This window comes from Bradyrhizobium sp. LHD-71 (genome assembly GCF_031157255.1).
Lineage (GTDB): Bacteria > Pseudomonadota > Alphaproteobacteria > Rhizobiales > Xanthobacteraceae > P52-10.
The window spans coordinates 149326-170452 of the sequence record NZ_JAVIFX010000014.1; the positions used below are offsets into that span (position 1 = coordinate 149326).

A 21127-nucleotide genomic window follows, 5' to 3' on the forward strand; every position below is an offset into this window, starting at 1 on the left:
AACGCTTTAACCCCGAATTGACTCAACGGGGGAGGCCGTCCATGTCTGAGGTTCCTCAGCTCGCTCTCATCGTCGAGGACGATCAATTGCAGCGCGAGATCCTGAGTGACCTGCTAACCAGCGAGAACATGGACGTCATCCAGTGCGAGAGTGCCGAAGCGGGCGAGCTCGTGCTCGCCCTGGTCGGGCTGGAACTGTCAGTGATGGTGACCGACGTGGCTCTGGCCGGCGCCAAGAACGGCCTGGAGCTCGCCCAATCGGCACTCGAGCGGTTTCCGCATCTGAAGGTCGTGATCGTTTCGGGGCAGGATGGCCTGGTCATTCCGCCGGGCGCCTGCTGGCTGCGCAAGCCATGGCAGCCGCTCGACATGCTGCGCGAGACTGCGCGCTGACGGTACGGTCGATCCCCGGGCATTGCGTTCCGCCACTCGAAAGTGGAAGCGCGAACGGCATAAGGAACGCCGTTCGGGCTCCCGCGTTCGGCGACAGATGGAACGCGGAAGGGAGCCCGCAATGCCTCAGAACCAGACGACCGAACAGATCACGACGGCGCAGCGTCAGGAAATCCGCAGGCTCTGCCAGGAAGCACGCGTGCCGGACAGGTCCGCCGAGCCGGTAACGCAGGATGACTACCAGCGCATCGTCGCCGACCTGAAAGAGAAGGCGCGGATGGAGTAGTCCCGAGCCGCCGCCTTTCCAGCCCGACGATCGTCGATCTCGCGGGCGAGCCGCACAAGCTGCCACGGCAGCGGAACGGCCGACATGCTGCTGTCAACCTCCATCGATAGCGAGAGGCGCTCACCGGAGTCGGCGTTGTGCTCTCCGGCGCAAAGCTTCGCAAGCGGCAACGCGCCGGCGCCCGTGTCGGAACGAGGGGATGGGAATCGATGAACGCACACTGGTGGCAGACCGCGGTGATCTATCAGATCTATCCGCGCTCGTTTCAGGATGGCGATGGCGACGGCGTCGGCGACCTGCGCGGCATCATGCGACGGCTGCCGCATCTCGTCGAGCTCGGCGTCGACGCGTTGTGGCTGTCGCCGATCTTTCGCTCGCCGATGGCGGATTTCGGCTACGACGTCGCCGACTACACCGCGATCGATCCGCTGTTCGGCACGCTCGATGATTTCGACGCGCTCGCACACGCCGCGCACGCGCTCGGACTGAAGATCATCCTCGACCTCGTGCCGAACCATACGTCGGACCAGCATCCCTGGTTCATCGAAAGCCGGGCGTCCCGCGACAACCCGAAACGGGACTGGTACATCTGGCGCGACGGTGCCGCTGACGGCGGTCCGCCGAACAACTGGCAATCCGACTTCGGCGGCAGCGCCTGGCAGCGCGACGATGCGACCGGCCAGTACTACTACCATGCGTTCCTGTCGGCACAGCCGGATCTGAACTGGCGCAAGGCGGACGTTCGCGCCGCGATCTATGACGCCATGCGCTTCTGGATGCGGCGCGGCGTCGACGGCTTTCGCGTCGACGTGATCTGGCACCTGATCAAGGACGCTGAGTTTCGCGACAACCCGCCGAATCCCGATTTTCGTCCCGACCGCCCGTCGCACGAGGCGGTGCTGCCGCTCTACACCACCGACCGGCCGGAGGTTCACGACATCATCAAGGAGATGCGCGCGGTCACCGACGAGTTTCCGGAGCGTCTGCTGATCGGCGAGATCTATCTGCCGATCGAACGCCTGATGGCGTATTACGGCCGCGACCTCGACGGTCTGCATCTGCCGTTCAACTTCGCGCTGATCTCGGCGCCGTGGAATGCGCGCGGCCTTGCGACGCTGATCGGCGAGTACGAGAAGGCGCTGCCGCCGGGCGGATGGCCGAACTGGGTGCTCGGCAATCACGACCGGCCGCGCATCACGAGCCGCGCCGGCGCCGACCAGGCCGGCGTCGCGGCGATGCTGCTGCTCACCCTGCGCGGTACGCCGACGATCTACTATGGCGACGAGATCGGCATGGAGCAGGTGCCGATCGCCAGGGAACAGGTGCGTGATCCGCTCGAGCGCAATGTGCCGGGCATCGGCGTCGGCCGTGACGGATGCCGCACGCCCATGCAATGGGAGGAGGCGCCGAACGCAGGCTTCTCCATAAGCGATCCGTGGCTGCCGCTGGACGATGCGCACCCGATGCGCAACGTCGCTGTCCAGCGTGAGGACAAGGCCTCGATCTATAACCTCTATCGACGGCTGATCGCGCTACGACGCGCGCACCGCGCGCTGAACTCCGGGACCTACCGTTCGGTCGCGGCCGATGGCGATCTCTTGCTGTTCATTCGCGAATACGAACACGAGCGGATGCTGGTCGCGCTCAACCTCGGGGACGAGCCCGCGCAGGTGAGCTTTCCGGGACATCCGCTGACCGGCCGGCTGGTCCTGTCGACGTTCGGCGATCGCACAGGCGAGCCGCTGGACGGCGATGTCGCCCTTCGCGGCAATGAAGGGGCGATCTTCGCGCTCAGTGGCGACAGCCATGTGCCCTAGCCGCGGCACGCTGCCTGCGAAATCGGCATCTGCGCCAATTGCATGCGCGTACGCAATCAATTGGGATTCATTCGCCAAATATTTGGCGAAAAGCCAAGTTTTTCTGAACCGCCCGGCATTCCGGACGTTGGGGTGCGGGGACTTCGTTTCATCTCATCACTGACCGGCTGACAGTGTTGTTTACAGGAGTGCGACACACATGCGTATCGCCCAGGTGGCCCCGATTGCCGAGGCCGTGCCGCCAAAACTCTACGGCGGTACCGAACGGGTGGTATCGTGGCTGACTGAGGAACTGGTACGCCAGGGACATGAGGTTACGCTGTTTGCCAGCGGCGACTCCGTCACCGCGGCCGAACTGGTGCCGGTGATACCGGAGGGGCTGCGCCTTGCGGGCATCCGCGATCACGTAGCAAGCACCCTCGTCATGCTGGATCAGCTTCACAAGCGCGCGAGCGAGTTCGACATGATCCACTTTCATGTCGACCTTCTGCACTTCCCAATGTTTCAGAAACTCTTCCACAAATGCATCACAACGCTGCATGGCCGGCTGGACCTGAAGGATTTCCATCCGATCTATCGCGCCTTTCCCGATATGCCGCTGGTGTCGATTTCTGCCGCGCAACGCGCGCCGATGCCGAAAGCCGTCAACTGGCACGCGACCGTCCATCACGGGCTGCCTCCGGATCTCCATCCATACAACCCGAAGGGAGGCGACTACCTGGTCTTTCTCGGCCGCATCGCGCCGGAGAAGCGGCCGGACCGCGCCATCGAGATCGCCAAGCAGGCGGGCCTGCCGCTGAAAATCGCCGCCAAGGTCGATGCGGCCGACGCGAAATACTTCCGTGACACCATCGAGCCGATGCTCAAGCACCCGCTCGTCGAGTTCATCGGCGAGGTGAATGATGCGGCCAAGCGCGAACTGCTCGGGAACGCGCTGGCGCTGCTGTTTCCGATCGACTGGCCCGAGCCGTTCGGCCTCGTCGTGATCGAGGCGATGGCATGCGGGACCCCGATCATCGCCTGGAACAACGGCTCGGTGCCCGAGATCGTCGACGACGGTGTCAATGGTGCGATCGTCGATTCGATCGAACAGGCTGTGGACGCGATCGACCGCGTGCGCAGGTTGAGTCGGCGGACCATCCGGCATAGCTTCGAGCGTCGCTTCACGGTGGCGCGCATGGCGAGAAACTATGTCGCGGCCTATCAGGAGATTCTGTCCATGTCCGACAAGCCGTCACAAACAGCGAGAACCGCGAGCGAGCGGCAGCGTGCGATCGCCGCGCCCGCACCGGTGGTGCCCGATGCGGGGCTCCTGCTCACACAGCAGCCGGCTGCGGCCGCGAAGTGAGCGAGGACCAATGGTGGATCAAGTCCGGTCGATCAAGCGGAAGGATGAGTCCCAGCCGCGTGGTCCCAATCTCTGGTCAGAGTACGAGATCGAAGCCAAGAGCTCGCTGACCGATCGCACTCTGCGCAATCTCAAATACGGCGATGCCTTCGCCGTGATGGATGACCATGGCGACATCGGCACGCTGAAGGAGACCGCCGAGGGTCTCTATTATCGTGACACCCGCTATCTCTCCAAGTTCGAGCTGTGGCTGGAGGGCAAGCGGCCGCTGCTGTTGAGCTCCGCGGTGCACGAGGACAAGGCGGCCCTGTCGGTCGAGCTGACGAATCCGGATGTCGAACGGGGCGCGGAGGAGCGGCTCGGGCGCGATACGATTTTCGTGCAGCGGACGAAGTTTCTCTATGGCCCGTGCAGCCACGAGCGCATCGGCATCAAGAGCTTCGCGCCGGTGCGCCGACGCCTGCTGATCGATTTTCTCTACGAGGCCGACTTCTCCGACATGTTCGAGGTGCGCGGCACGCGGCGGCTGCGGCACGGGCAGATCAAGGCAAGTGTGACCGACAAGGGCACGGTGGAGTTCGTGTATCGCGGCCTCGACCGGGTCGAGCGGCGCACGGTGATCGAGTTCAGTCCGGCTCCCCTGGTCGTCGATGAGGGCCGCGCGACAATCGAGGTCGAACTTGCACCTTACGAGCACACGTCGATCTTCGTGACGGTCTCCTGCCTGGACTCGGAGGTGAAGCCGCTGGTTGCGAGCAGCTTCCTGTCCGCCTATCGCGGCATCCGCAAGGCGCGCCGCAGGGCGACCGAAGACATCGCCACAGTCCGAAGCTCGACCGTCTCGCTGAACGACATCGTCTGCCGCGCCACCGCCGACGCCTACACGCTGATCTCGTATGGCGAGTATGGGCCGTACCCTTATGCCGGCATTCCGTGGTTCAACACGATCTTCGGCCGCGACGGCATCATCACCGCGATACTCATGCTGTGGACCGACCCGTCGATTGCCCGCGGCGTGCTGCGGACACTTGCGGCGACGCAGGCCAAGGAGGTCGATCCCTACTCGGACGCCCAGCCCGGAAAGATCATCCACGAGATGCGGCATGGCGAAATGGCGAGACTGCGCGAGGTCCCGTTCGCCCATTACTACGGCACGATCGACGCGACGCCGCTGTTCGTCGTGCTCGCCGGCATGTATCTGGAGCGCACCGGGGATCTGAAGACGATCCGCGAGATCTGGCCCAACATCTACGCCGCGATCGGCTGGATCGACAATTACGGCGATCTCGACGGTGACGGGTTCGTCGAATACGCGCGCGCGGAGGAGAGCGGTCTCGCCAACCAGGGCTGGAAGGATTCGCACGACGCGATCTTCCACGCGGACGGATCTGACGCTGTCGGGCCGATCGCGCTGTGCGAGGTGCAGGGATACGTGTTCGCCGCGCGAAACCATGCCTCTCGCATTGCCGTCAGGCTGGGACTGCTCGACCTGGCGGAGACTTTGTCGTCGCAGGCCGAACGGCTGCGCGCGGATTTCGAGCAGGCCTTCTGGTGTGACGAACTGGGCACCTATGCGCTGGCGCTGGACGGCGAGAAGCGCCCCTGCCGCGTGGTCGCCTCGAACGCCGGCCAGGCGCTGTTCTCAGGCATCGCCTCGCCCGAGCGTGCGCGCAGCGTTGCCGCCAATCTTTTGACCGCCGACGCCTTCAGCGGATGGGGAATCCGTACCCTGGCAGTCGGCCAGCCGCGCTACAATCCGCTGTCGTATCACAACGGGTCGGTGTGGCCGCACGACAATGCGCTGATCGCCATGGGATTTTCGCGTTACGGGTTGCAGGCGGACGCCTCGCGCGTGTTCGCCGGCATCTTCGACGCGGCGCGGCATCAGGATCTCAGCCGGCTGCCGGAGCTGTTCTGCGGCTTCAACCGGTCGCCACACCGCGCGCCGACACCTTACCCTGTTGCCTGCGCGCCGCAGGCCTGGGCCGCGACCTCGATCTTCGGATTGCTGGGCGCCTGCCTCGGCCTGGAACTGGTGCATGACGAATGCGAGATCCGCTTCCGCAACCCGGTGCTGCCGGAGTTCGTGGACGAACTCATCATTCGCAATCTGCGCCTGAAGGACTCGCGGGTGGACATCCGCGTTCACCGCTACGGTCACGATGTCACGGCCAACGTGCTGTCGCGCGAAGGCCAGGCGAAGATCGCCATCCTGAAGTAGACCGCCGCGGGACTTGTCCCGAGAGAGCACGCGAACTCGGCGCGCTCCCTCTCCCGCTTGCGGGAGAGGGTTGGGGTGAGGGGCAGTAGCACGGATGGTGTTGCACAGCCGTCCGCAGAGCATGCTTCGCTAATTATGTCGAAGCCTCGGCCTTCGCGGTATCACCACTGCGCGTGCCACGGCCCCTCACCCCAACCCTCTCCCCGCCGGGGAGAGGGGCGCGCCGAGTTCGTGGCCGCCTCTTATATTTCAAATGGATAGTCCGTCCCCGCTCTGGAACAGACTGCACCCGCCGCTGTTTCATCCTGTTGGAGGAAACGCCATGACGAAACTGTTCCTGGTTTCGGGCATTCTCGCCGCATTGACGGTCGGCGCACAGGCTCAGATGGCGACAGTGAAGTTGACCGCCGAGGACAATCACACGATCAAAGAGATCGTCCTTAACGAAATGAAAACGCCGAAGGCGGCCTCCGGCGATTACAAGATCGGCGAGAAAGTCCCTGAAGGTATTGAGCTGCGGGCGTTTCCGGCATCGGTCGGAAGCAAGGTGTCTGCCGTCAAGTCGCATCGCTTCTTCGTCAGCGGCGAAAGAATTATCGTCGTCCACCCCAAGGACAACACAATCGCCGAAATAATCGAGTGATGGCCCAGACGTTTCTCGCAGTCGCGCTCGCAGGAATGGTGATCTTGATCGGAACCCTTTGCTGGGCGGTTCTGTTGTAGCGGGCCGAACGGCGATCATCTTGGCATCTGACATTTCCAGCATAGGTGTTGTAAGTCGCATGAGTGCCGTCAGCGGTCGGACGCGGTCACTCATGGTTCGGCCACGATATGATGACACGAGAGATCGCTTCCGTACGCATTGAGGGGGACCAATGAGTCGCTTGCAGAAGTTCATCGAGCTGAGAGCGGATGCCGGACGCAGTTCGGGACGGACCGCCTACGTGCTCGACGCCACGCGCCTGCCGCCGCCGTCGGAGAATTGCACCTGGAAGCTTGCGATGAACTTCAACGCCGCCGAAGAGATCCTTGCCAATCCAGACCTCAAGAGCGCGTACAAGCAGGCGCTCGGCGAGGGCTGTTCAGTGGTCACCACGTCGCGGTGAGATCAATCTGCGTCCTCGCCGTCGCGGTATCGATGTCGGTTACGACATTCCTGCCGGCCGCGTCTGCCCAGGATGTTGCCACGTTCGGGGCCGGCCTCGCAGAGGCCGAGATGCCTCCGCAGCGCTCGGCGGAGTGCCGCGAACTGCGGCCGACGCTCGACCGCTTGCCGGAATTCGATCGGCGCATCGATCTCTGGGTGGTCGGAAATGCCGTCGGCGTGCAGACCGATGGCGCGCTCTGGTATGTGGTGTTATGCGCGTCGCCAGACATCCGCGTTCTGTGCGTGACGTATGAGGGCAACGGAATCCAGAACGATCATCGTGTGCAGGCACGCGGCGCCTATTCGAGGCGCGATGACAATCACGTGCTCCTGGATCCCTGCCTGGCGAACATCGATGAGGAGGGGCGTTAGCCACCCTTCACGCCGGGCGGTCGCCCGCGCGATGTCGATCTATCGATGCCGGTGCGCCGGATGGTGGCCGGCACCGTAGCCGCGCAACTCGGCATATTTCTGCTTCTGCACAGCGCTCAGTTTCTCGGCCGCAGCAAGGTGGTATTTGAGGTGCGCTTCCCGCAGCGCGCCTTGCGTCGCGGCCACTGCAGCGGTCGCCGCCTTCAGGCTTGCCGGCGTCACCGCGCGGCTGGCGAAGAGGCGATCGAGCTCGGCCTCCTGTTCGATGAGCCTGTCGCCGAGCGCAATCGCCTCAGCCTTCATGGCGGTGAACATCGCCTGCATCGTCGTGCGCTGCTCCGCGGACAGCTCCAGTTTCTCCGAAAGCTCCAGAACGTGCAGCGGTCCCGGATAGCCGTTCAGTTCGGCCGGCAGCGCGAGGCCCATGCCGCGACCCGCCTTCAGGTCCGCCAGTTGCTGACCTGACAGTGACGTGATGGCACGCGACTGCATTCCAGCGTAGGGCGATTGTGCAACAACCGCGGTGGAGGCAAGCAGCATGGCGGACAGAATGACGGCGCGGATCATGGAACGACCATCTGAGATTGCGGGAAGCGTCGATCGCGCAGCATCTCTCCGGGCTCGAGCATAAGCTCGCAGCTTGAATGCTGCCTTAGAACATCGGCTGACTTATTTGTGCTGCAGCGGCATCGGCTCTGCGTCGGCCCAGCGTTTGACGCTTGCATACATGCGGAGCTGAGCAACTTCCTTCAACACGGATTGCCTGGTTGCGCCGGGTGGCAGCAATGCGGCGTCGGCCTCACGCTCCTTGATGCGCACCTCGAGTTCGTCGGAAGACTGATAGGTTGTCCTTGGGATTTTCTTCATCGCACGCCTCCTACACCCTGCCCGGAGAGGTGACACCATACACCAGTGCGGCATGCCTTCGCTTCAAAGTCATGAGGCGGGCTTCGTTTTTTCGGTCCGCTCCGCGACGGACGGGCGCGCCTCCTTGGCGGACAGGCGGCCGCTGCTCTTGACGGACGAGGTGCCGGTTCCCATCTCGTTTCGCGGTTCCGCGAACATTCAAGGCTACGCGACCGGATGTTCTTGGGAGAAGGCGACACATGAGTGCGAAACAACCGCCCCCGCCCGATATACCGATTGTCTTCTGCAAAGCCTGCAATAAGGCGCCGATGATCGCCAAGACCATCAGGGAGCATGCGCATGGGGCCGACATCGAACTTACGTGTCCGAACTGCGGCGCGACCATCGCCGAGAAACTTCCTGCCTCGACAAAGCCCGATAGCTAGAGCGTGGCCCGCACGCCTCACTGAAACGTTCGTGCGGATTTTTGCGTGCTAAAGTGAACGCAGCCCGGAACGAAATACCGCGCTATGCGTAACCGGACGTGGACCCACGCGAGGGGAAAGCATGGTTCCGGGGATGATCGATAAAGACTATTTCAGACGGCAGGCGAAAACGCTCCGCAAGATGGTGAAGGTCGCACAGGATCGGACGGTCGCAGATCGCCTGAGCGAGATGGCTGCCGACTTCGAGGAAAGAGCGAAAGACCGCTCCGATGATCTTCCCAGATTTCGTCCGACGCTTTTGGAAGCCGACGGCGATGAGGGGCACGGATAAGCAGGCTTTCGATCATCTCCGTCCGCGCGACGACGGTCGTCGTCGCGCAAGACGTGTCAATCGCGCAGTGCTTTCATGCGGCTAGTGTCGTGGATCAGAAGTTCGCGCCATCGTTGCCGCGAGTCCATCGTGCGAATTTCTGATCCATAAACGACACTAGAATCATAAACTTGCTAGTGTCCTGATCGAATCCGAAGTTCGCTCTGAGCTCGCTGCAAAGTACGGCGAACTTCGGATTCGGGACACTAGAACGATCTCGGGCGAGGAACTCGGTTCCCGCTCGGCGATTTGTTCGCGTATGGTTACCCGTGCCTCAACGCCGTCCACTTTGAAGGCCGGAGACCGCGTGCGATTGTCCGAACTCGGCCAAAGCCGCAGTCCGCTCATGGTCCGAACCGGGGTGATTGTTTCGGGCTCGCGAACCGGGACGACGTATCAAGTCCTGCTGGACGGCCGCAAGCGACCGGTGCTGCTGCACTGGACCTACATCGAGCCGGTCATGCAGTCAGATCGATCCTAGCGCTTCGCCCTTTTCGCCTTCGGTGCGACAGGCTCGGCCTCGGCCGCAGCACGTTCTGCGGCTTCCTTCGCAAGCCGCAATTCGCGCAAGCGTAGCGTGTTCTTTTCGACGAAGGCCTCCCGCGCTGCGCGTTCGGCCATGGCGATGCGTCCTTCGGCGGCCGCCCGCTCGCGTTTTTCAGCCTGCGATTCCTTGCTCACGCTAATTCCTTTGACGCCATTGAACCTTGCAAACAACATAGCTGCCAACAACATATAGGTATTCGCCGGCCCGAAGGAAACCCCACCTGGCCCCCGCGAATACAACCGGCCTTGGCCGCTACACCAGCGCTCTCAGGCGCATGGCGTCCCTCGGCGCGGCGCTTTTCTGGTCATTGTCGAAAAACACGAACACGTCCCGGCGCTGCCGTTTCCAGGCAGCGATTTTTCGCGCCCAGCTCTCCAGGGTCTTCGTTGTGTAGTGTCCCTTGTAGCGGCCGCCCGGTCCGTGTCCCCGGACGTAAACAAAATCGGCGGTTCGCTCCCACGGTGCCGGCGCGTCGTGATGATCCGACAGGCACAGGGCGATATTCGCATCCGACAGGATCCGCAGCACCTTCGTGTCGTACCAGCTCGGATGGCGGAATTCGAACGCGTAGCGCCGCTTGCGCATCAAAAGCTTGACGAAGCCCGCGAGCCGCTCGGCATCCGCCTCGAACTGCGGCGGCAGCTGAAACAGCACAGGTCCGGCCTTGCCGCGCAAAATCGCGAGCCGTTCCTCCATCAGCTGCAAGCTGTTGCGGGACGCGTCCGACAGCCGCTTCCAGTGGGTGATGAATTTCGAAGCCTTCCACGCGAACACGAAATCATCGCAGGTGGTATCGCGCCAGGCGGCGACGCTTTCCTTGCTGGGCGTCCGGTAGAACACGCCGTTCAGCTCGGCCGTGGAGAACTGGGTCGCGTAGTACTGCAGCTGATGCTTGACCATCAGCTTCGGCGGGAAGAACGGTCCGCGCCACGACGCGTAGTGCCAACCGGAGGTGCCGATCAGAATTCTCGCCATCGATCGGTCGCGACCTCAGGTCCTCGACAGAACAATTCTCTGCGCTCGCGAACCGGTCGCCCGTTGCGCCACGTGGCTTACTTCTTGTCCGGCGCGGGAGCCGGTGCTGTCGCGGGCGGCGCCATGCGCGTCGTGTTCGGGCTTTGGCCGGTGGTCATGCCGGATTTGCCGTCGCCGGCGAGATGCAGGCTACCCCACGGCGCCCAAAGGAAGAGTGCCGCGGCCAGGAAAACGGCGGCCAGCATCGCTGCGATCACGCCAGGCGTGAAGAAGGCTTCGTCCCGGGGATTATGGATGTCGTCTCTCATGATCAACCCCATACGTGTCGGTTCCAACATCGGATCGAGTCGGTTGGTTCCTTCAACGATGCGCTCCCTCGGCGCCGGGTCGACCTTCCGGGGTCTCGTTCTCCCGCGGTGGTTCGATCGGCCTCGCACCTTCGGGCACCACCGGATGGGCCTGCTTCAAGCGCTGCGCCTTGGCATGGAAACTTTCGGCCGCCTGCGCTGCGCGCGCGGACCAGCGCTCTTCGAACCGTTTCTGGATATCCCGCGGCAGTATCAAGGTCATCTTGACCTCCGGCGGTGCCGCACGAATGCAGGCAGTTCGTGCGAGCCTTCAATGCCCCGCCCCCGCACGCGTTCCTCAGCGATCGGAGAATTATTCTTTCACCGGGGCCGGCGCGCCCGATCACGCGCCTTGCGCAGCGCCGCGGCGATCGATGCCATCCACGAATGGGAAGCCAGCGATATCGAGGGCGGCGGGGCGTTTTCGTCATCCGATCCGGACCTGGCCTGCGAAGCCTGGCGGGCGGCCCGGTGCATCAGGAAGCTCGCGGTCAGCGACCGCCTTGTCCAGGGGGATATCTTCACGTTCCGCAGCAGTCCGTGGAAACCGCTCCGCCCGATCATCGCTGCTCCGCCTCCAATTCGGGTCGCGGATCCGTTGCGGGATGCGAGCCCAGAATTGACAGGCGGGATTCGTCGTGGGCGACCTTCGGCTGTTGTTCGATTTCCATGGCGACCTTCCCGGAAAAAGAACACTTGCGCGAGGCGAGCGTTCCTCACGGGCGGACGGCCTCACGCTTTAAGTCGCGCTCCGCGAGCCCGGCACCGTCAATACCGGTCCAGGCCCTCGCTCGGAACGTGAAAATCTGAACGTCCCGCCGGAAGGGTCATCCGGCAGACCCGGTATCTCGGCGCGCCGAGCCGAGTCATCAGTCGCCCGCAGACCGCGCACGTGAACTCGGAAGGGTCGCCTTCGAGCGTGGTGGATTCAGCGACGTCGTATGTGGCGCCGCATTCGTTGCAGGTTAGATCGAACATCCTCATTCGCTCCAAACGCCGCCATCGCGAGAGCGTTTCCGGAACGAAGCAAAAAAATCTCGCCCCAAAATTGTCGGTGCTCAATCAATGATCGTTGGTGCGAAGTATTCTGCTGCCGCCAATTTGTCGTCTTTCGCGATCGTACTCTGGCTGCACACCAAAGGGGCACTTCATGAACAAGATCGCACTGCGTTTCGCACCGCTGCTGCTCATCGCCTCCATCGGCCCGGCATGGGCGATCGATCCTGCAAGTTTTGCATCACTGAAGCAGGGCGGGCACGTCATCATCTTCCGACATGTCGCGACCGATGACAGCCAGAAGGACATTTATCCGTTTCGTTTCGATGACATGAAGGCGCAGCGACAGCTGAGCGACAAGGGGCGTAGCGCGGCGCGCGCGATCGGTGCGTCCCTCAAGACGCTGGGAGTTCCGCTCGGCGAGATCTACACAAGCAGGCTCAACCGCGCCGTCGAGACCGGCAAGCTTCTTGCCGACAAGGATGTGATCCCCCGGGATGAACTGACCGATAGCGGCGCGGGCAGCGCGTCGAAGATGGCGAACCCGGACGGTGACAACGAGAAGATCGGACGCGCGATCCGCGATCTCGTGAACAACGCGCCCAAGGCGGGCGCGAACAATGTCGTCGTCACCCACAAGACCAATGTTGCCGACGCGTTCGGCAAGGATTTTGCGGATGTCCAGGAAGGAGAGGCATTGGTCTACCGGCCGGCCGCATCGGGCCCGGTGCTCGTCGTACGCGTCAAGGCCGATGCGTGGCAAACGGACGTCGCCAGCAAGTAGCCGTACCCCTTGGGCCCACCCGTCATGCCCGCCCCCGGGTCCGCGCAAAGCGCGACCCGAGGACAGGCTCCGGCGGGCATCCAGTAACCCGCAGCGTCTGCGCTCAAGCTTTAACGTTCTGGAATACTAGGGTCCCCGCCTGCGCGGGGACGACGCCGAGTATGTATTGGTCATGCCTTAGCGTGCATCGCACCAGGGGCGGGGCGGGCGGCAGTTGCCGCCGACGCATGATGTGCGCTCGGCCAGCCCTTCGGCGATCAGCCGTTCGCCGACGTCCCAGCCGTTGGCGCGCAGGATGCCGCAGCGTTGGCCGGGATTGCACGCCTCGGTGTCCTCGGTGTTCGACGTGCAGGCGCAAGGCGCGGCCTGAAATTCCAGGTCGGCGCTCGCGATAATGGCGCGCAGCCGGCGCATCGCTGTGTAGCCGCGCTCGCGCTCCGCGTCGCAGCGCGCACGCGCGGTCTCGGGCGTGTTGAAACCGATCAGGCGGATTTCGTCCTGCCGGCCGTGCAGCCGGATCGTGTCGCCATCGACGACCTGCACCTGGTGGGCGGACAGTTGCTCGGGCGCCCCGGCCTTCGGCTTAAGGGCGGCTGCCAGATCGTGCCGCAGGTAAACCGCGGCAAAGGCGAGCGCCATGAGGATCGCGACCAGCACCCAGAACCATGGCGCGCCGCGCGGCTTCGGCGGCTCGTCGAGCAGCATCCGAAGCTTCTCGGGCTCGCCCCATTTGGTCGTTCTGACCTGGCGGATGTGACCGGACATGCCGCGATATTGGACAAGCCCGGTTAATGTCAGGTGACCTGATGGTCTCGCGTTTCCCGACGGTCGGCAGGCGCGTCACGCGGGCTGCGTCTGCTATCGCTTACCAGTATGGCTTGAAGTGGAAGGGCGGCCACGCGCGGTCGCCGGGGTCAGGTCCATAACCCCAGCCCGGCTGGATGCCGCGATAGTAGCCTTGACCATAATAGCCGCGGCGATAGGGCCGGTCGTAGCCGTAGGAGTAACGGTAACCGCGATAGGCCTGCGGCTGACGGCGCACCTTCTTGCGCGCGCTTGCATCCGTTGCGGCGCCGGCTTCCGACGTTGCCTGCGCAGTCACGGTCCTGTCGGAGGCTGCGCTTGCCGAGCTGCTGATGAGCATCGGCGGCACGGCGAGCGCGAGCACGAGGGCAATCGTCTTCATTCGAAATCTCCGTCGCATTTTCACAACCTCAACAAGGCGTTGCACCGGAATGTTCCGGAGAGCCTGAACACGAAGCTCAACAAAAAGGTGAGGTATCCTGGCTCATGAGGAACGTCTTGCGGCGCGAATGATTCCCGCATCGGACCTCCTGAGGAGGCTCGAGCGGAGGAGCATTCGAAATGAAGGCCGTAACTGTCTCGCTCGCCGTGCTCGCCATCGTCATTACGTTTGGCGGCGCGAATGCGCAGAGCTCCGGACTCGATCAGCAAGACCGCAGCGCCGATACCTTGTGCTGGGACACGCTGCAGAACATTGCACGCGAGAAGTTCCCGGGCAAAGGAACGCTTGGCGCGAGCGGTGACCCGCAAGGCCGAACCACCGGCAGTTCGGCGGGGGACGACGTGCAGGGAGCTGGCGGAGGGGCGAAAGACTCCAACCGCGTGACCAGCGGCGTGACGAGCGAGGGTCGCATGACGAGCGGCGGCCCGGTGCGCCCCGCCGGCATCCCGGATTGCTGATTCTGGCAGGCCAGCAGCAAACCATGGTACTGTCCGGCGTCTGAATACCGGCTCCCTTGGGATAGGGAACCGGAGGTGGAGTGGCGTGTGAGTGGCGTGTGAGTGATGGACATCGAGCCGAACGATTTTTCCAGTTTTATTGTGCGAACGGTCGATGGCCTGCGCGTTGCGGTTGCCGGATTGCCGCAGACAATGCCGGTCGACGTGACCGGGGTCGTCCTTGATGCGATGACGATCGAGGACCTGCGCGCGCTGACGACCTTGCCGCACCCGCTCAGCGTGCTCATTCCCCACCGCCTGGCGGACGACAGCCGTGTCCAGGTCGGTGCAGCCGAGGAGAGTGAGCGCGACCCCTGAGGGGGTCGGTCTCATTTGGCCTCGCGCAATGCCGCAGGGCGACGGACCGCGGTTCCGTGTCGGAGGCCCGGCGAGCGCGTGCGATTTGTCCCCGGACTCTTGCTGCTTCCCAAGTTACGATTGGGCAAAGGGAAATGCCCGTCCGCGCCTGTTCTCATCCGGCCGCGAAATCCCTATAGGATGAGCGACGATTGGCCGTCCCCCGCGAGGGTGCTCCTGATCGTCAACGAGCCTCAGCTGACGCCGCATGACCAGTCCTTCCGGTTCCGCTTCGGACCCACTGCGCAGCCTCGATGCCGAAGAGCTGCATCAGCATCTTGCTGAGCTGGCGCACGAGCGCGACGAAGCGTATCGGGTGTTGCAGGAGCGCGAGGCCGAGCTTGCGCTGATCCAGCGCATCGGCCGTGTCGGTGGCGTCGAGGTCGATCTGCGCGAGGGTTTTCGCAATCGCCGGCGCTCACCCGAATATCTCATCATCCACGGGTTGCCGCCGAGTGCGGCGAATGAAACCCATCAGGACTGGCTCAACCGGATCCATCCCGCGGACAGGGCGCGCGCCGAAAGGCAGTTCCTCGACGCGATCGGAGGCACGGTCGAACACTACCACGCCGAATACCGGATCATCCGCCCGAGTGATGGCGAGGTGCGTTGGATCGGTGTCACCGCCAGGATCGAGCGCGACGACGAGGGGCGGGCGCTGCGGCTGGTCGGCGCGCATATCGACATCACCGAGCGCATGCAGGCGCAGGAAAGCTTGCGCGAAAGCGAGGAGCGCTTCCGTCAGATCGCCAACAGCGCCCCGGTGCCGATGTGGGTCACCAAGCTCGACCGCACCCGCGCTTTCGCCAACCAGGCCTATCTCGATTTCCTCGGGCTGCCTTACGACGAGGCCGTCGTGTTCGACTGGCGCAAGGCGCTGCATCCGGACGACCTGGCGCGCATTCTCAAGGAGCAGATCGCCGGCGAGTCGTCGCTGAAGCCTTTCGTGCTGGAAGCGCGCTATCGACGCGCCGATGGCGAATGGCGCTGGCTTCGTTCGGAATCGCAGCCGCGCTTCGATCCTTTCGGAAACCACATCGGCTTCATCGGTCTCGCCCACGACATCACCGTGGCGAAGCAGGCGGAAACCGGGCTGCGGCAACTCAACGAAACCCTGGAAAGCCGCATCAGAGAGCGCACCGCGCAGCTCGAAACGCAGCAGGCGCAGATGCTGGCGATCCTCGACACGACGCACCTCTACCAGACCCTGCTCGATCTCAACGGCAACGTCATCCACGCGAACAAGACAGCGCTCGCAGGAATCGGCGCGGACGCGTCCGATGTGCTGGGCAAGCCGTTCTGGGAGATGTCGTGGTTTACCGGCACGGAAGCGATGCCGAGTTTCGTGCGCGATGCGTTCGGCATGGTGCTGCGCGGCGAAAGCGTGCGGGAGGAGGTGATGCTGCATCTGTCGATCGGCGACCGCTTCTTCGATTTCGCGATGCGGCCGGTGTTCGACCGCCACGGCAAGGTATCGGCGGCGCTGTCGGAGGCGGTGGACATCACCGAGCGCCGCGCGGCCGAGGAAGTGCTGCGGCAGTCGCAGAAGATGGAGGCGGTGGGCCAGCTCACCGGCGGCGTCGCGCATGACTTCAACAATCTCTTGACCATCATCCGTTCGGCCACCGATTTCCTGCGCCGGCGCGATCTGCCCGAGGAGCGCCATCGCCGCTACATCAATGCCATCACCGAAACCGTCGATCGCGCCGCGAAGCTGATCGGCCAGCTGCTCGCGTTCGCAAGGCGTCAACCGTTGAAGCCGCAGGTCTTCAACGTGGGCGAACAGGTCGAGAGTATCGCACAGCTGATCCGGCCGCTGGTCGGCAAGGGAATCGAGATCAAGGTCGGCGTCGAGGGCGGCGGGTATTTCGCCGTTGCGGATATCGGACAGTTTGAAACCGCGATCATCAACCTCGCCGTCAACGCGCGCGATGCGATGGCGGGCGAGGGCAGCCTCGAAATCCACGTCGCCAAGGTTCTGGAGATTCCGCCGCTGCGCGGCCAGTCGCGCCGTGCGGGCGAGTTTGTGGCGGTCTCGGTCGCTGACACCGGCACAGGCATTGCGGCCGAGAAGCTCGATATGATCTTCGAACCGTTTTTCACCACGAAGGAGGTCGGCAAGGGCACGGGCCTTGGCCTGTCGCAGGCGTTTGGTTTTTCCAAACAGTCAGGCGGTGACGTCGAGGTGAAGAGCGCCCTCGGCAAGGGCGCCACGTTCGTGATCTATCTGCCGCAAGCCGTCGCGCCCCGAAGGGTCCGGGGCAACTCGGCGAAGTCCGCGGAACCTGCGGTGAGCGGCCGCGGCTATTCCGTGCTCGTGGTCGAGGACAACGTTGAGATCGGCCGGGTGTCCACCGAGGTCCTGCACGATCTCGGCTACGCGACCGCCTGGGTCACCGATGCGCGCGCTGCGCTCGCGGCGCTGGAGAGCAGCGAGTTCGATCTCGTGTTCTCGGACATCGTCATGCCCGGAATGAACGGCGTCGAACTCGCGGCGATCATCCGCGAGCGCCGCCCGAACCTGCCGATCGTGCTGACGTCAGGTTACAGCAACGTGCTCGCCGAAAACGCGCATCACGGGTTCGAACTGATTCAGAAGCCTTACTCGATCGAGGTGCTCTCGCGCGCCTTGCGGAACGCGATCGCGGCCAGGCAACCGTGAGATCGTGGACATTGCGGCCGCCACATATGCGGCGGAACCGAACTTAATTGGCGGCGGTAAAATCACGCCGGGAAGTCGCTGCAACAATAGGTCGCGACCTGTTGAAACATCGCCACATTTTGGTCCCGGAACCATCTCTCTTCGCCCGCGTTTTTCAGCGAAGGATTCCGCCCATGCGCGAAAAGGACGAAACCCATAAGAATGGATTGCCGCCGCGTGAGCGCAACGCGGACGTGACGGAGCGTGGAAGCAACCCGATCGCTTGGACGGCGGGCCTGATCATCGCTTGTGCGATCGCGGCTCTGGCATTGTTCGGCACCACACGCACGAACGACACTACGACGGCATCCGATCCAACCCTGAACACGGCACCGGGAACTACGACCGGTTCGGTTCCCGCACCGCCATCGAAGGGCGCAGAACAGTAAGAGCACGAAATGCCGACAGACTTCGACTCCAACTCGCCGCCGCCGAATCGCAAGTGGATCGCGCCGCTCGTCATCGCGATCGTGTTCAGTGTGGCGATTGCGCTTGCCAATCGGCAGGTCGACCGTACGACGGCAATGGCGCCCGACAAGGCGCCATCGGAAAAGACGGTCGGTTTGGCGCCGCAAGGGTCGCGCTAGGCTCATTGGATCGCAGGCGAATCGCGGCTTCCGCGTCATTCAACGCGGCAGCCGGTGCGTTCCCGCGCGCCGGCATTAAAGACGATTAAAGACAAAGTAACCGAACTTGGTAACGCGGGCTCTACCTGTGGGGCATAATCATGCCGCGCGGAGCAGGGTCCATGGCGCGCGGACTTTCGAGTGATCACTTGCGGCGAGGACCGATCCTGGCGCTTGCGCTGGGCGGTGCGATTCTGGTTGCGGCCATCGCGGTCGCGACCGCCGCCGCCGTGTTTGCATCGCGCGATCGCGCGATTTCGGCCAGCGAGCGCGAGCTGGAAAACAATGCGCGACTCCTGTCGCGACATATCGAGCAGACTCTCACCGATTTCGTGTTTCTGCAGAAGGTGATCGTAGCCGAGCTCGAACTCGAGCAGATCGAGTCGCCCGAGACGTTCAAGGGCGCCATGGGAACCCAGTTCATCCATCGCATGCTCGCTTCGAAGGTCATGAGTGCACGCGACCTCGTCGGCGTGAGTCTCTGGACCGCCGATGGTGAGTGGCTGAACTCGTCGCAGACATGGCCGGTCGGCGAGCGCTCGATCGCCCAGCGCAATTATTTCAGGGCATTGAAGTCCAACAGCGCTGGAACGCCGCTGCTGATCGAGCTGATCCGAAGCCAGTTCATCGAAGGTCACGCGATCATCTTCGCGCAAAGGATCGTCTCGCCCAACGGCGTGTTCCTCGGGCTGACCACCCGGGCACTGTCGCCAAAATCGTTTGAGCATTTCTTTGCCTCGGTCGCGCTCGACAGCGATGCTGCATTCTCGCTGTTTCATTCCGACGGAACGCTGATTACGCGCTTTCCCCACGCCGATCCTCTTCCCCAGCCGTCGCAAAACCCCGACAACACCGCTGCCGTCGCGCTGTGGAGCTCCACTGCCGACGAAGAGGCGCGTTTCGCCGCGCCGGCCCAGGTCGGCAATTTTCCGCTGCGGGTTGTCGTCTCGACCAGCGCCGATTCCGCACTCGGCGAATGGCGGAAGCAGACCAGGCTGCTGGTCGTCGCCGCGTTGCTGTCATCGCTGGTGATCTCGCTCACGCTGTTCATGATCATCCGTCAGCTCAAGCGTCAATACGACGCCAGCCGCCAACGGCTTACCCTCGAGAAGCAGCGTCTCGACACGGCCGTGAACAACATGACGCACGGGTTGCTCCTGTTCGACTCCAACCAGCGGCTGGTGCTGAGCAACGATCGCTACATCGAGATGTTCGATGTCTCGCGCGACGTGGTCAAGCCAGGCTGCACGCTGCGCGAGCTGATTCAGCATCGCAAGGACAGGGGCAGCTTTCACGGCGACGTGGACCAGTACTGCGCCTTGTTCATCGACGGCGCGCGCGAGGGAAAGACGAAGCGCGCAACCATCACCGGTGTCGCCGGTCGGATCGTCGAAGTGACTTTCCAGCCGCTGCCGCAGGGCGGCTGGGTGACGACGCTGGAGGACATCACCGATCGTCGCCGCTCCGAGGAACGCATCGCGCATCTCGCGCACTACGATCCATTGACCGAGCTGCCCAATCGGCTCTTGTTCCGCGAGCGCCTCGGTGAGGCGCTGCGCCAGATCGGGCGTGATTCGAAAATCGCCGTGCTCTACATCGACATCGACGGCTTCAAGACCGTCAACGACTCGCTCGGTCATTCGGTCGGCGACGAACTGCTGAAAGGCATTGCCGGGCGGCTTCGCGAATGCCTGGATGACGACGGCGTGGTCGCGCGCCTCGGCGGCGACGAGTTTGCCATCATCCGGACCGGCGTGACGAGCGAGACCGAGCTGACCGGGCTGATCGAACGGATCTATCAGGCGCTGCATGAACCGTTCGAATGCATGGGGCATCGGCTCATGACCGGAGCGAGCATCGGCATCGCGCTCGGCTCCGCCAGCGACAACGACCTCGAGCAGCTGGTGAAGAACGCGGATCTTGCGATGTACGACGCGAAGGCCGGCGGCCGCCGTACCTTCCGCTTCTTCGATCCCGCGCTCGAGGCGCGCGCCAAGGCCCGTCATCTGCTCGAGCGCGACCTGCGGCAGGCGGTGGCTGAAGGGAGCCTGGACGTCTACTATCAGCCGGTCGTCGACCTTCGCTCCGAAAGAATTGTCGGATGCGAGGCGCTTGTCCGGTGGTTTCATCCGGAACGAGGTTGCGTCTCGCCTGCCGAGTTCATTCCGATCGCCGAGGACATCGGCCTGATCGACGAAATCGGCGAATGGGTGCTGAACACCGCCTGCATCGAGGCGACGGGCTGGCCCGCTCATGTGAAGATCGCGGTCAACGTCTCGCCGATGCAGTTTCGCAGCCGGACGCTGCCGTTGAAGGTCGCAAGCGTGCTGGCGCGATCGGGGCTGCCGGCGGAGCGGCTCGAACTCGAGATCACCGAAGCGGTGCTGATCCACGACCATGACACCGCGTTCGATATGCTCGACAAGCTCCGTTCGCTCGGCGTGAGCATCGCGCTCGACGACTTCGGCACCGGCTATTCATCGTTGAGCTATCTGCACCGGTTCAGGTTCGACAAGATCAAGATCGACCGCAGCTTCATCTCGAGCCTGTCGGAGGACAAGAGCCTGCCGATCCTGCAGGCTGCACTCGGCATTGCCGCCTCGCAACGCATGATCACGACGGCGGAAGGGGTCGAGACCGAGGCGCAGCGGCGGCTGTTGCGCGAGCTCGGCTGCGCGCAGATGCAGGGCCACCTGTTCAGCCCGGCGCGGACGGTGACCGAAATCCGGAAGCTCCTGCGCGACGACCCAAAGCGCATCGCAGCCTCGGCCTGATCCCGCGAACAGCCGGCCTGGATTGAGAGGGC

Annotated in this window: 26 protein-coding genes; 18 read left to right on the plus strand and 8 right to left on the minus strand. The window is 63.5% G+C overall.

The window, feature by feature from the left end; translation table 11 throughout:
• Positions 1–41 precede the first annotated feature (41 nt).
• From RCO31_RS17300 to RCO31_RS17335, 8 genes are all read left to right on the plus strand, one after another.
• A complete protein-coding gene (locus RCO31_RS17300; RefSeq protein ID WP_308969665.1) occupies positions 42–392 on the plus strand; it encodes a response regulator in 351 nt (116 codons plus the stop codon).
• Positions 393–513: 121 nt separating this feature from the next.
• A complete protein-coding gene (locus tag RCO31_RS17305; protein ID WP_308969666.1) occupies positions 514–678 on the plus strand; it encodes a hypothetical protein in 165 nt (54 codons plus the stop codon).
• 209 nt (positions 679–887) lie between these two features.
• Entirely contained in the window at positions 888–2495 is a 1608-nt protein-coding gene (locus RCO31_RS17310) for an alpha-amylase family glycosyl hydrolase (protein ID WP_308969667.1), read from the plus strand.
• A gap of 199 nt (positions 2496–2694) precedes the next feature.
• Positions 2695–3843: a glycosyltransferase family 4 protein gene (locus RCO31_RS17315; RefSeq protein ID WP_308969668.1), complete on the plus strand. Its 1149-nt coding sequence runs from the start codon at positions 2695–2697 to the stop codon at positions 3841–3843.
• Between the two features lie 10 nt (positions 3844–3853).
• Positions 3854–6064 (plus strand): amylo-alpha-1,6-glucosidase, encoded by a 2211-nt coding sequence (locus RCO31_RS17320; protein WP_308969669.1) that lies wholly within the window; start codon positions 3854–3856, stop codon positions 6062–6064.
• 322 nt (positions 6065–6386) lie between these two features.
• A complete protein-coding gene (locus RCO31_RS17325) occupies positions 6387–6707 on the plus strand; it encodes a DUF1236 domain-containing protein (RefSeq protein ID WP_308969670.1) in 321 nt (106 codons plus the stop codon).
• A 232-nt stretch (positions 6708–6939) separates the two neighbouring features.
• On the plus strand, positions 6940–7170 hold the full coding sequence (locus RCO31_RS17330) for a hypothetical protein (protein WP_308969671.1): 231 nt from the start codon (positions 6940–6942) through the stop codon (positions 7168–7170).
• 32 nt (positions 7171–7202) lie between these two features.
• A complete protein-coding gene (locus tag RCO31_RS17335) occupies positions 7203–7583 on the plus strand; it encodes a hypothetical protein (RefSeq protein WP_308969672.1) in 381 nt (126 codons plus the stop codon).
• A gap of 39 nt (positions 7584–7622) precedes the next feature.
• On the opposite strand, the gene RCO31_RS17340 is transcribed toward RCO31_RS17335, so the two are convergent.
• Positions 7623–8150, minus strand: a complete 528-nt coding sequence (locus RCO31_RS17340) for a periplasmic heavy metal sensor (protein WP_308969673.1) — start codon at positions 8148–8150, stop codon at positions 7623–7625.
• 102 nt (positions 8151–8252) lie between these two features.
• Positions 8253–8450, minus strand: coding sequence for a hypothetical protein (locus tag RCO31_RS17345; RefSeq protein WP_308969674.1), 198 nt, complete (start codon positions 8448–8450; stop codon positions 8253–8255).
• Positions 8451–8689: 239 nt separating this feature from the next.
• Between RCO31_RS17345 and RCO31_RS17350 the strand changes: the two genes are divergently transcribed.
• The 3 genes from RCO31_RS17350 (at position 8690) to RCO31_RS17360 (ending at position 9726) form a co-directional block, all read left to right on the plus strand.
• Positions 8690–8875, plus strand: a complete 186-nt coding sequence (locus RCO31_RS17350; protein ID WP_308969675.1) for a hypothetical protein — start codon at positions 8690–8692, stop codon at positions 8873–8875.
• 133 nt (positions 8876–9008) lie between these two features.
• Positions 9009–9206, plus strand: coding sequence for a hypothetical protein (locus tag RCO31_RS17355; protein ID WP_308969676.1), 198 nt, complete (start codon positions 9009–9011; stop codon positions 9204–9206).
• A gap of 346 nt (positions 9207–9552) precedes the next feature.
• Positions 9553–9726, plus strand: coding sequence for a hypothetical protein (locus RCO31_RS17360; RefSeq protein WP_308969677.1), 174 nt, complete (start codon positions 9553–9555; stop codon positions 9724–9726).
• Here the strand turns inward: RCO31_RS17360 and RCO31_RS17365 are convergent.
• The 4 genes from RCO31_RS17365 to RCO31_RS17380 all read right to left on the minus strand — a co-directional run bounded on the left by RCO31_RS17365 (position 9723) and on the right by RCO31_RS17380 (position 11337).
• Positions 9723–9926 carry a hypothetical protein gene (locus RCO31_RS17365; RefSeq protein WP_308969679.1) on the minus strand — a complete coding sequence of 68 codons (204 nt, stop codon included), beginning with the start codon at positions 9924–9926 and terminating at the stop codon, positions 9723–9725. The genes RCO31_RS17360 and RCO31_RS17365 overlap by 4 nt on opposite strands.
• 118 nt (positions 9927–10044) lie before the next feature.
• Positions 10045–10767, minus strand: coding sequence for a DUF72 domain-containing protein (locus tag RCO31_RS17370; RefSeq protein WP_308969681.1), 723 nt, complete (start codon positions 10765–10767; stop codon positions 10045–10047).
• Positions 10768–10844: 77 nt separating this feature from the next.
• Positions 10845–11075, minus strand: coding sequence for a hypothetical protein (locus RCO31_RS17375; protein ID WP_308969682.1), 231 nt, complete (start codon positions 11073–11075; stop codon positions 10845–10847).
• Between the two features lie 52 nt (positions 11076–11127).
• Positions 11128–11337: a hypothetical protein gene (locus tag RCO31_RS17380; protein WP_308969683.1), complete on the minus strand. Its 210-nt coding sequence runs from the start codon at positions 11335–11337 to the stop codon at positions 11128–11130.
• A 927-nt stretch (positions 11338–12264) separates the two neighbouring features.
• Between RCO31_RS17380 and RCO31_RS17385 the strand changes: the two genes are divergently transcribed.
• A complete protein-coding gene (locus RCO31_RS17385) occupies positions 12265–12894 on the plus strand; it encodes a histidine phosphatase family protein (RefSeq protein ID WP_308969684.1) in 630 nt (209 codons plus the stop codon).
• A gap of 177 nt (positions 12895–13071) precedes the next feature.
• Here the strand turns inward: RCO31_RS17385 and RCO31_RS17390 are convergent, their stop codons facing one another.
• Positions 13072–13659, minus strand: a complete 588-nt coding sequence (locus tag RCO31_RS17390; protein WP_308969685.1) for a hypothetical protein — start codon at positions 13657–13659, stop codon at positions 13072–13074.
• A gap of 100 nt (positions 13660–13759) precedes the next feature.
• The gene (locus tag RCO31_RS17395; RefSeq protein WP_308969686.1) at positions 13760–14080 is read right to left on the minus strand and encodes a hypothetical protein; all 321 of its coding nucleotides are present in this window, start codon (positions 14078–14080) and stop codon (positions 13760–13762) included.
• Between the two features lie 179 nt (positions 14081–14259).
• Here RCO31_RS17395 and RCO31_RS17400 point away from each other — a divergent pair, with 179 nt between their 5' ends.
• The 6 genes from RCO31_RS17400 (at position 14260) to RCO31_RS17425 (ending at position 21095) form a co-directional block, all read left to right on the plus strand.
• Entirely contained in the window at positions 14260–14598 is a 339-nt protein-coding gene (locus RCO31_RS17400; RefSeq protein ID WP_308969687.1) for a hypothetical protein, read from the plus strand.
• Between the two features lie 105 nt (positions 14599–14703).
• The gene (locus RCO31_RS17405; protein WP_308969688.1) at positions 14704–14955 is read left to right on the plus strand and encodes a hypothetical protein; all 252 of its coding nucleotides are present in this window, start codon (positions 14704–14706) and stop codon (positions 14953–14955) included.
• A gap of 247 nt (positions 14956–15202) precedes the next feature.
• The gene (locus tag RCO31_RS17410; protein WP_308969689.1) at positions 15203–17656 is read left to right on the plus strand and encodes a PAS domain S-box protein; all 2454 of its coding nucleotides are present in this window, start codon (positions 15203–15205) and stop codon (positions 17654–17656) included.
• 173 nt (positions 17657–17829) lie between these two features.
• Entirely contained in the window at positions 17830–18084 is a 255-nt protein-coding gene (locus tag RCO31_RS17415) for a hypothetical protein (RefSeq protein WP_308969690.1), read from the plus strand.
• A 9-nt stretch (positions 18085–18093) separates the two neighbouring features.
• Positions 18094–18282, plus strand: a complete 189-nt coding sequence (locus RCO31_RS17420; RefSeq protein ID WP_308969691.1) for a hypothetical protein — start codon at positions 18094–18096, stop codon at positions 18280–18282.
• A 161-nt stretch (positions 18283–18443) separates the two neighbouring features.
• Positions 18444–21095, plus strand: a complete 2652-nt coding sequence (locus RCO31_RS17425; protein ID WP_308969692.1) for an EAL domain-containing protein — start codon at positions 18444–18446, stop codon at positions 21093–21095.
• The last annotated feature ends 32 nt before the right edge of the window (positions 21096–21127 follow it).

Coding starts and splice junctions, on each gene's coding strand:
- RCO31_RS17300 (WP_308969665.1), top strand. CDS start 42: ATGTCTGAGGTTCCTCAGCTCGCTCTCATCGTCGAGGACGATCAATTG.
- RCO31_RS17305 (WP_308969666.1), top strand. CDS start 514: ATGCCTCAGAACCAGACGACCGAACAGATCACGACGGCGCAGCGTCAG.
- RCO31_RS17310 (WP_308969667.1), top strand. CDS start 888: ATGAACGCACACTGGTGGCAGACCGCGGTGATCTATCAGATCTATCCG.
- RCO31_RS17315 (WP_308969668.1), top strand. CDS start 2,695: ATGCGTATCGCCCAGGTGGCCCCGATTGCCGAGGCCGTGCCGCCAAAA.
- RCO31_RS17320 (WP_308969669.1), top strand. CDS start 3,854: ATGGTGGATCAAGTCCGGTCGATCAAGCGGAAGGATGAGTCCCAGCCG.
- RCO31_RS17325 (WP_308969670.1), top strand. CDS start 6,387: ATGACGAAACTGTTCCTGGTTTCGGGCATTCTCGCCGCATTGACGGTC.
- RCO31_RS17330 (WP_308969671.1), top strand. CDS start 6,940: ATGAGTCGCTTGCAGAAGTTCATCGAGCTGAGAGCGGATGCCGGACGC.
- RCO31_RS17335 (WP_308969672.1), top strand. CDS start 7,203: ATGTCGGTTACGACATTCCTGCCGGCCGCGTCTGCCCAGGATGTTGCC.
- RCO31_RS17340 (WP_308969673.1), bottom strand. CDS start 8,150: ATGATCCGCGCCGTCATTCTGTCCGCCATGCTGCTTGCCTCCACCGCG.
- RCO31_RS17345 (WP_308969674.1), bottom strand. CDS start 8,450: ATGAAGAAAATCCCAAGGACAACCTATCAGTCTTCCGACGAACTCGAG.
- RCO31_RS17350 (WP_308969675.1), top strand. CDS start 8,690: ATGAGTGCGAAACAACCGCCCCCGCCCGATATACCGATTGTCTTCTGC.
- RCO31_RS17355 (WP_308969676.1), top strand. CDS start 9,009: ATGATCGATAAAGACTATTTCAGACGGCAGGCGAAAACGCTCCGCAAG.
- RCO31_RS17370 (WP_308969681.1), bottom strand. CDS start 10,767: ATGGCGAGAATTCTGATCGGCACCTCCGGTTGGCACTACGCGTCGTGG.
- RCO31_RS17375 (WP_308969682.1), bottom strand. CDS start 11,075: ATGAGAGACGACATCCATAATCCCCGGGACGAAGCCTTCTTCACGCCT.
- RCO31_RS17380 (WP_308969683.1), bottom strand. CDS start 11,337: ATGACCTTGATACTGCCGCGGGATATCCAGAAACGGTTCGAAGAGCGC.
- RCO31_RS17385 (WP_308969684.1), top strand. CDS start 12,265: ATGAACAAGATCGCACTGCGTTTCGCACCGCTGCTGCTCATCGCCTCC.
- RCO31_RS17390 (WP_308969685.1), bottom strand. CDS start 13,659: ATGTCCGGTCACATCCGCCAGGTCAGAACGACCAAATGGGGCGAGCCC.
- RCO31_RS17395 (WP_308969686.1), bottom strand. CDS start 14,080: ATGAAGACGATTGCCCTCGTGCTCGCGCTCGCCGTGCCGCCGATGCTC.
- RCO31_RS17400 (WP_308969687.1), top strand. CDS start 14,260: ATGAAGGCCGTAACTGTCTCGCTCGCCGTGCTCGCCATCGTCATTACG.
- RCO31_RS17405 (WP_308969688.1), top strand. CDS start 14,704: ATGGACATCGAGCCGAACGATTTTTCCAGTTTTATTGTGCGAACGGTC.
- RCO31_RS17410 (WP_308969689.1), top strand. CDS start 15,203: ATGACCAGTCCTTCCGGTTCCGCTTCGGACCCACTGCGCAGCCTCGAT.
- RCO31_RS17415 (WP_308969690.1), top strand. CDS start 17,830: ATGCGCGAAAAGGACGAAACCCATAAGAATGGATTGCCGCCGCGTGAG.
- RCO31_RS17420 (WP_308969691.1), top strand. CDS start 18,094: ATGCCGACAGACTTCGACTCCAACTCGCCGCCGCCGAATCGCAAGTGG.
- RCO31_RS17425 (WP_308969692.1), top strand. CDS start 18,444: ATGGCGCGCGGACTTTCGAGTGATCACTTGCGGCGAGGACCGATCCTG.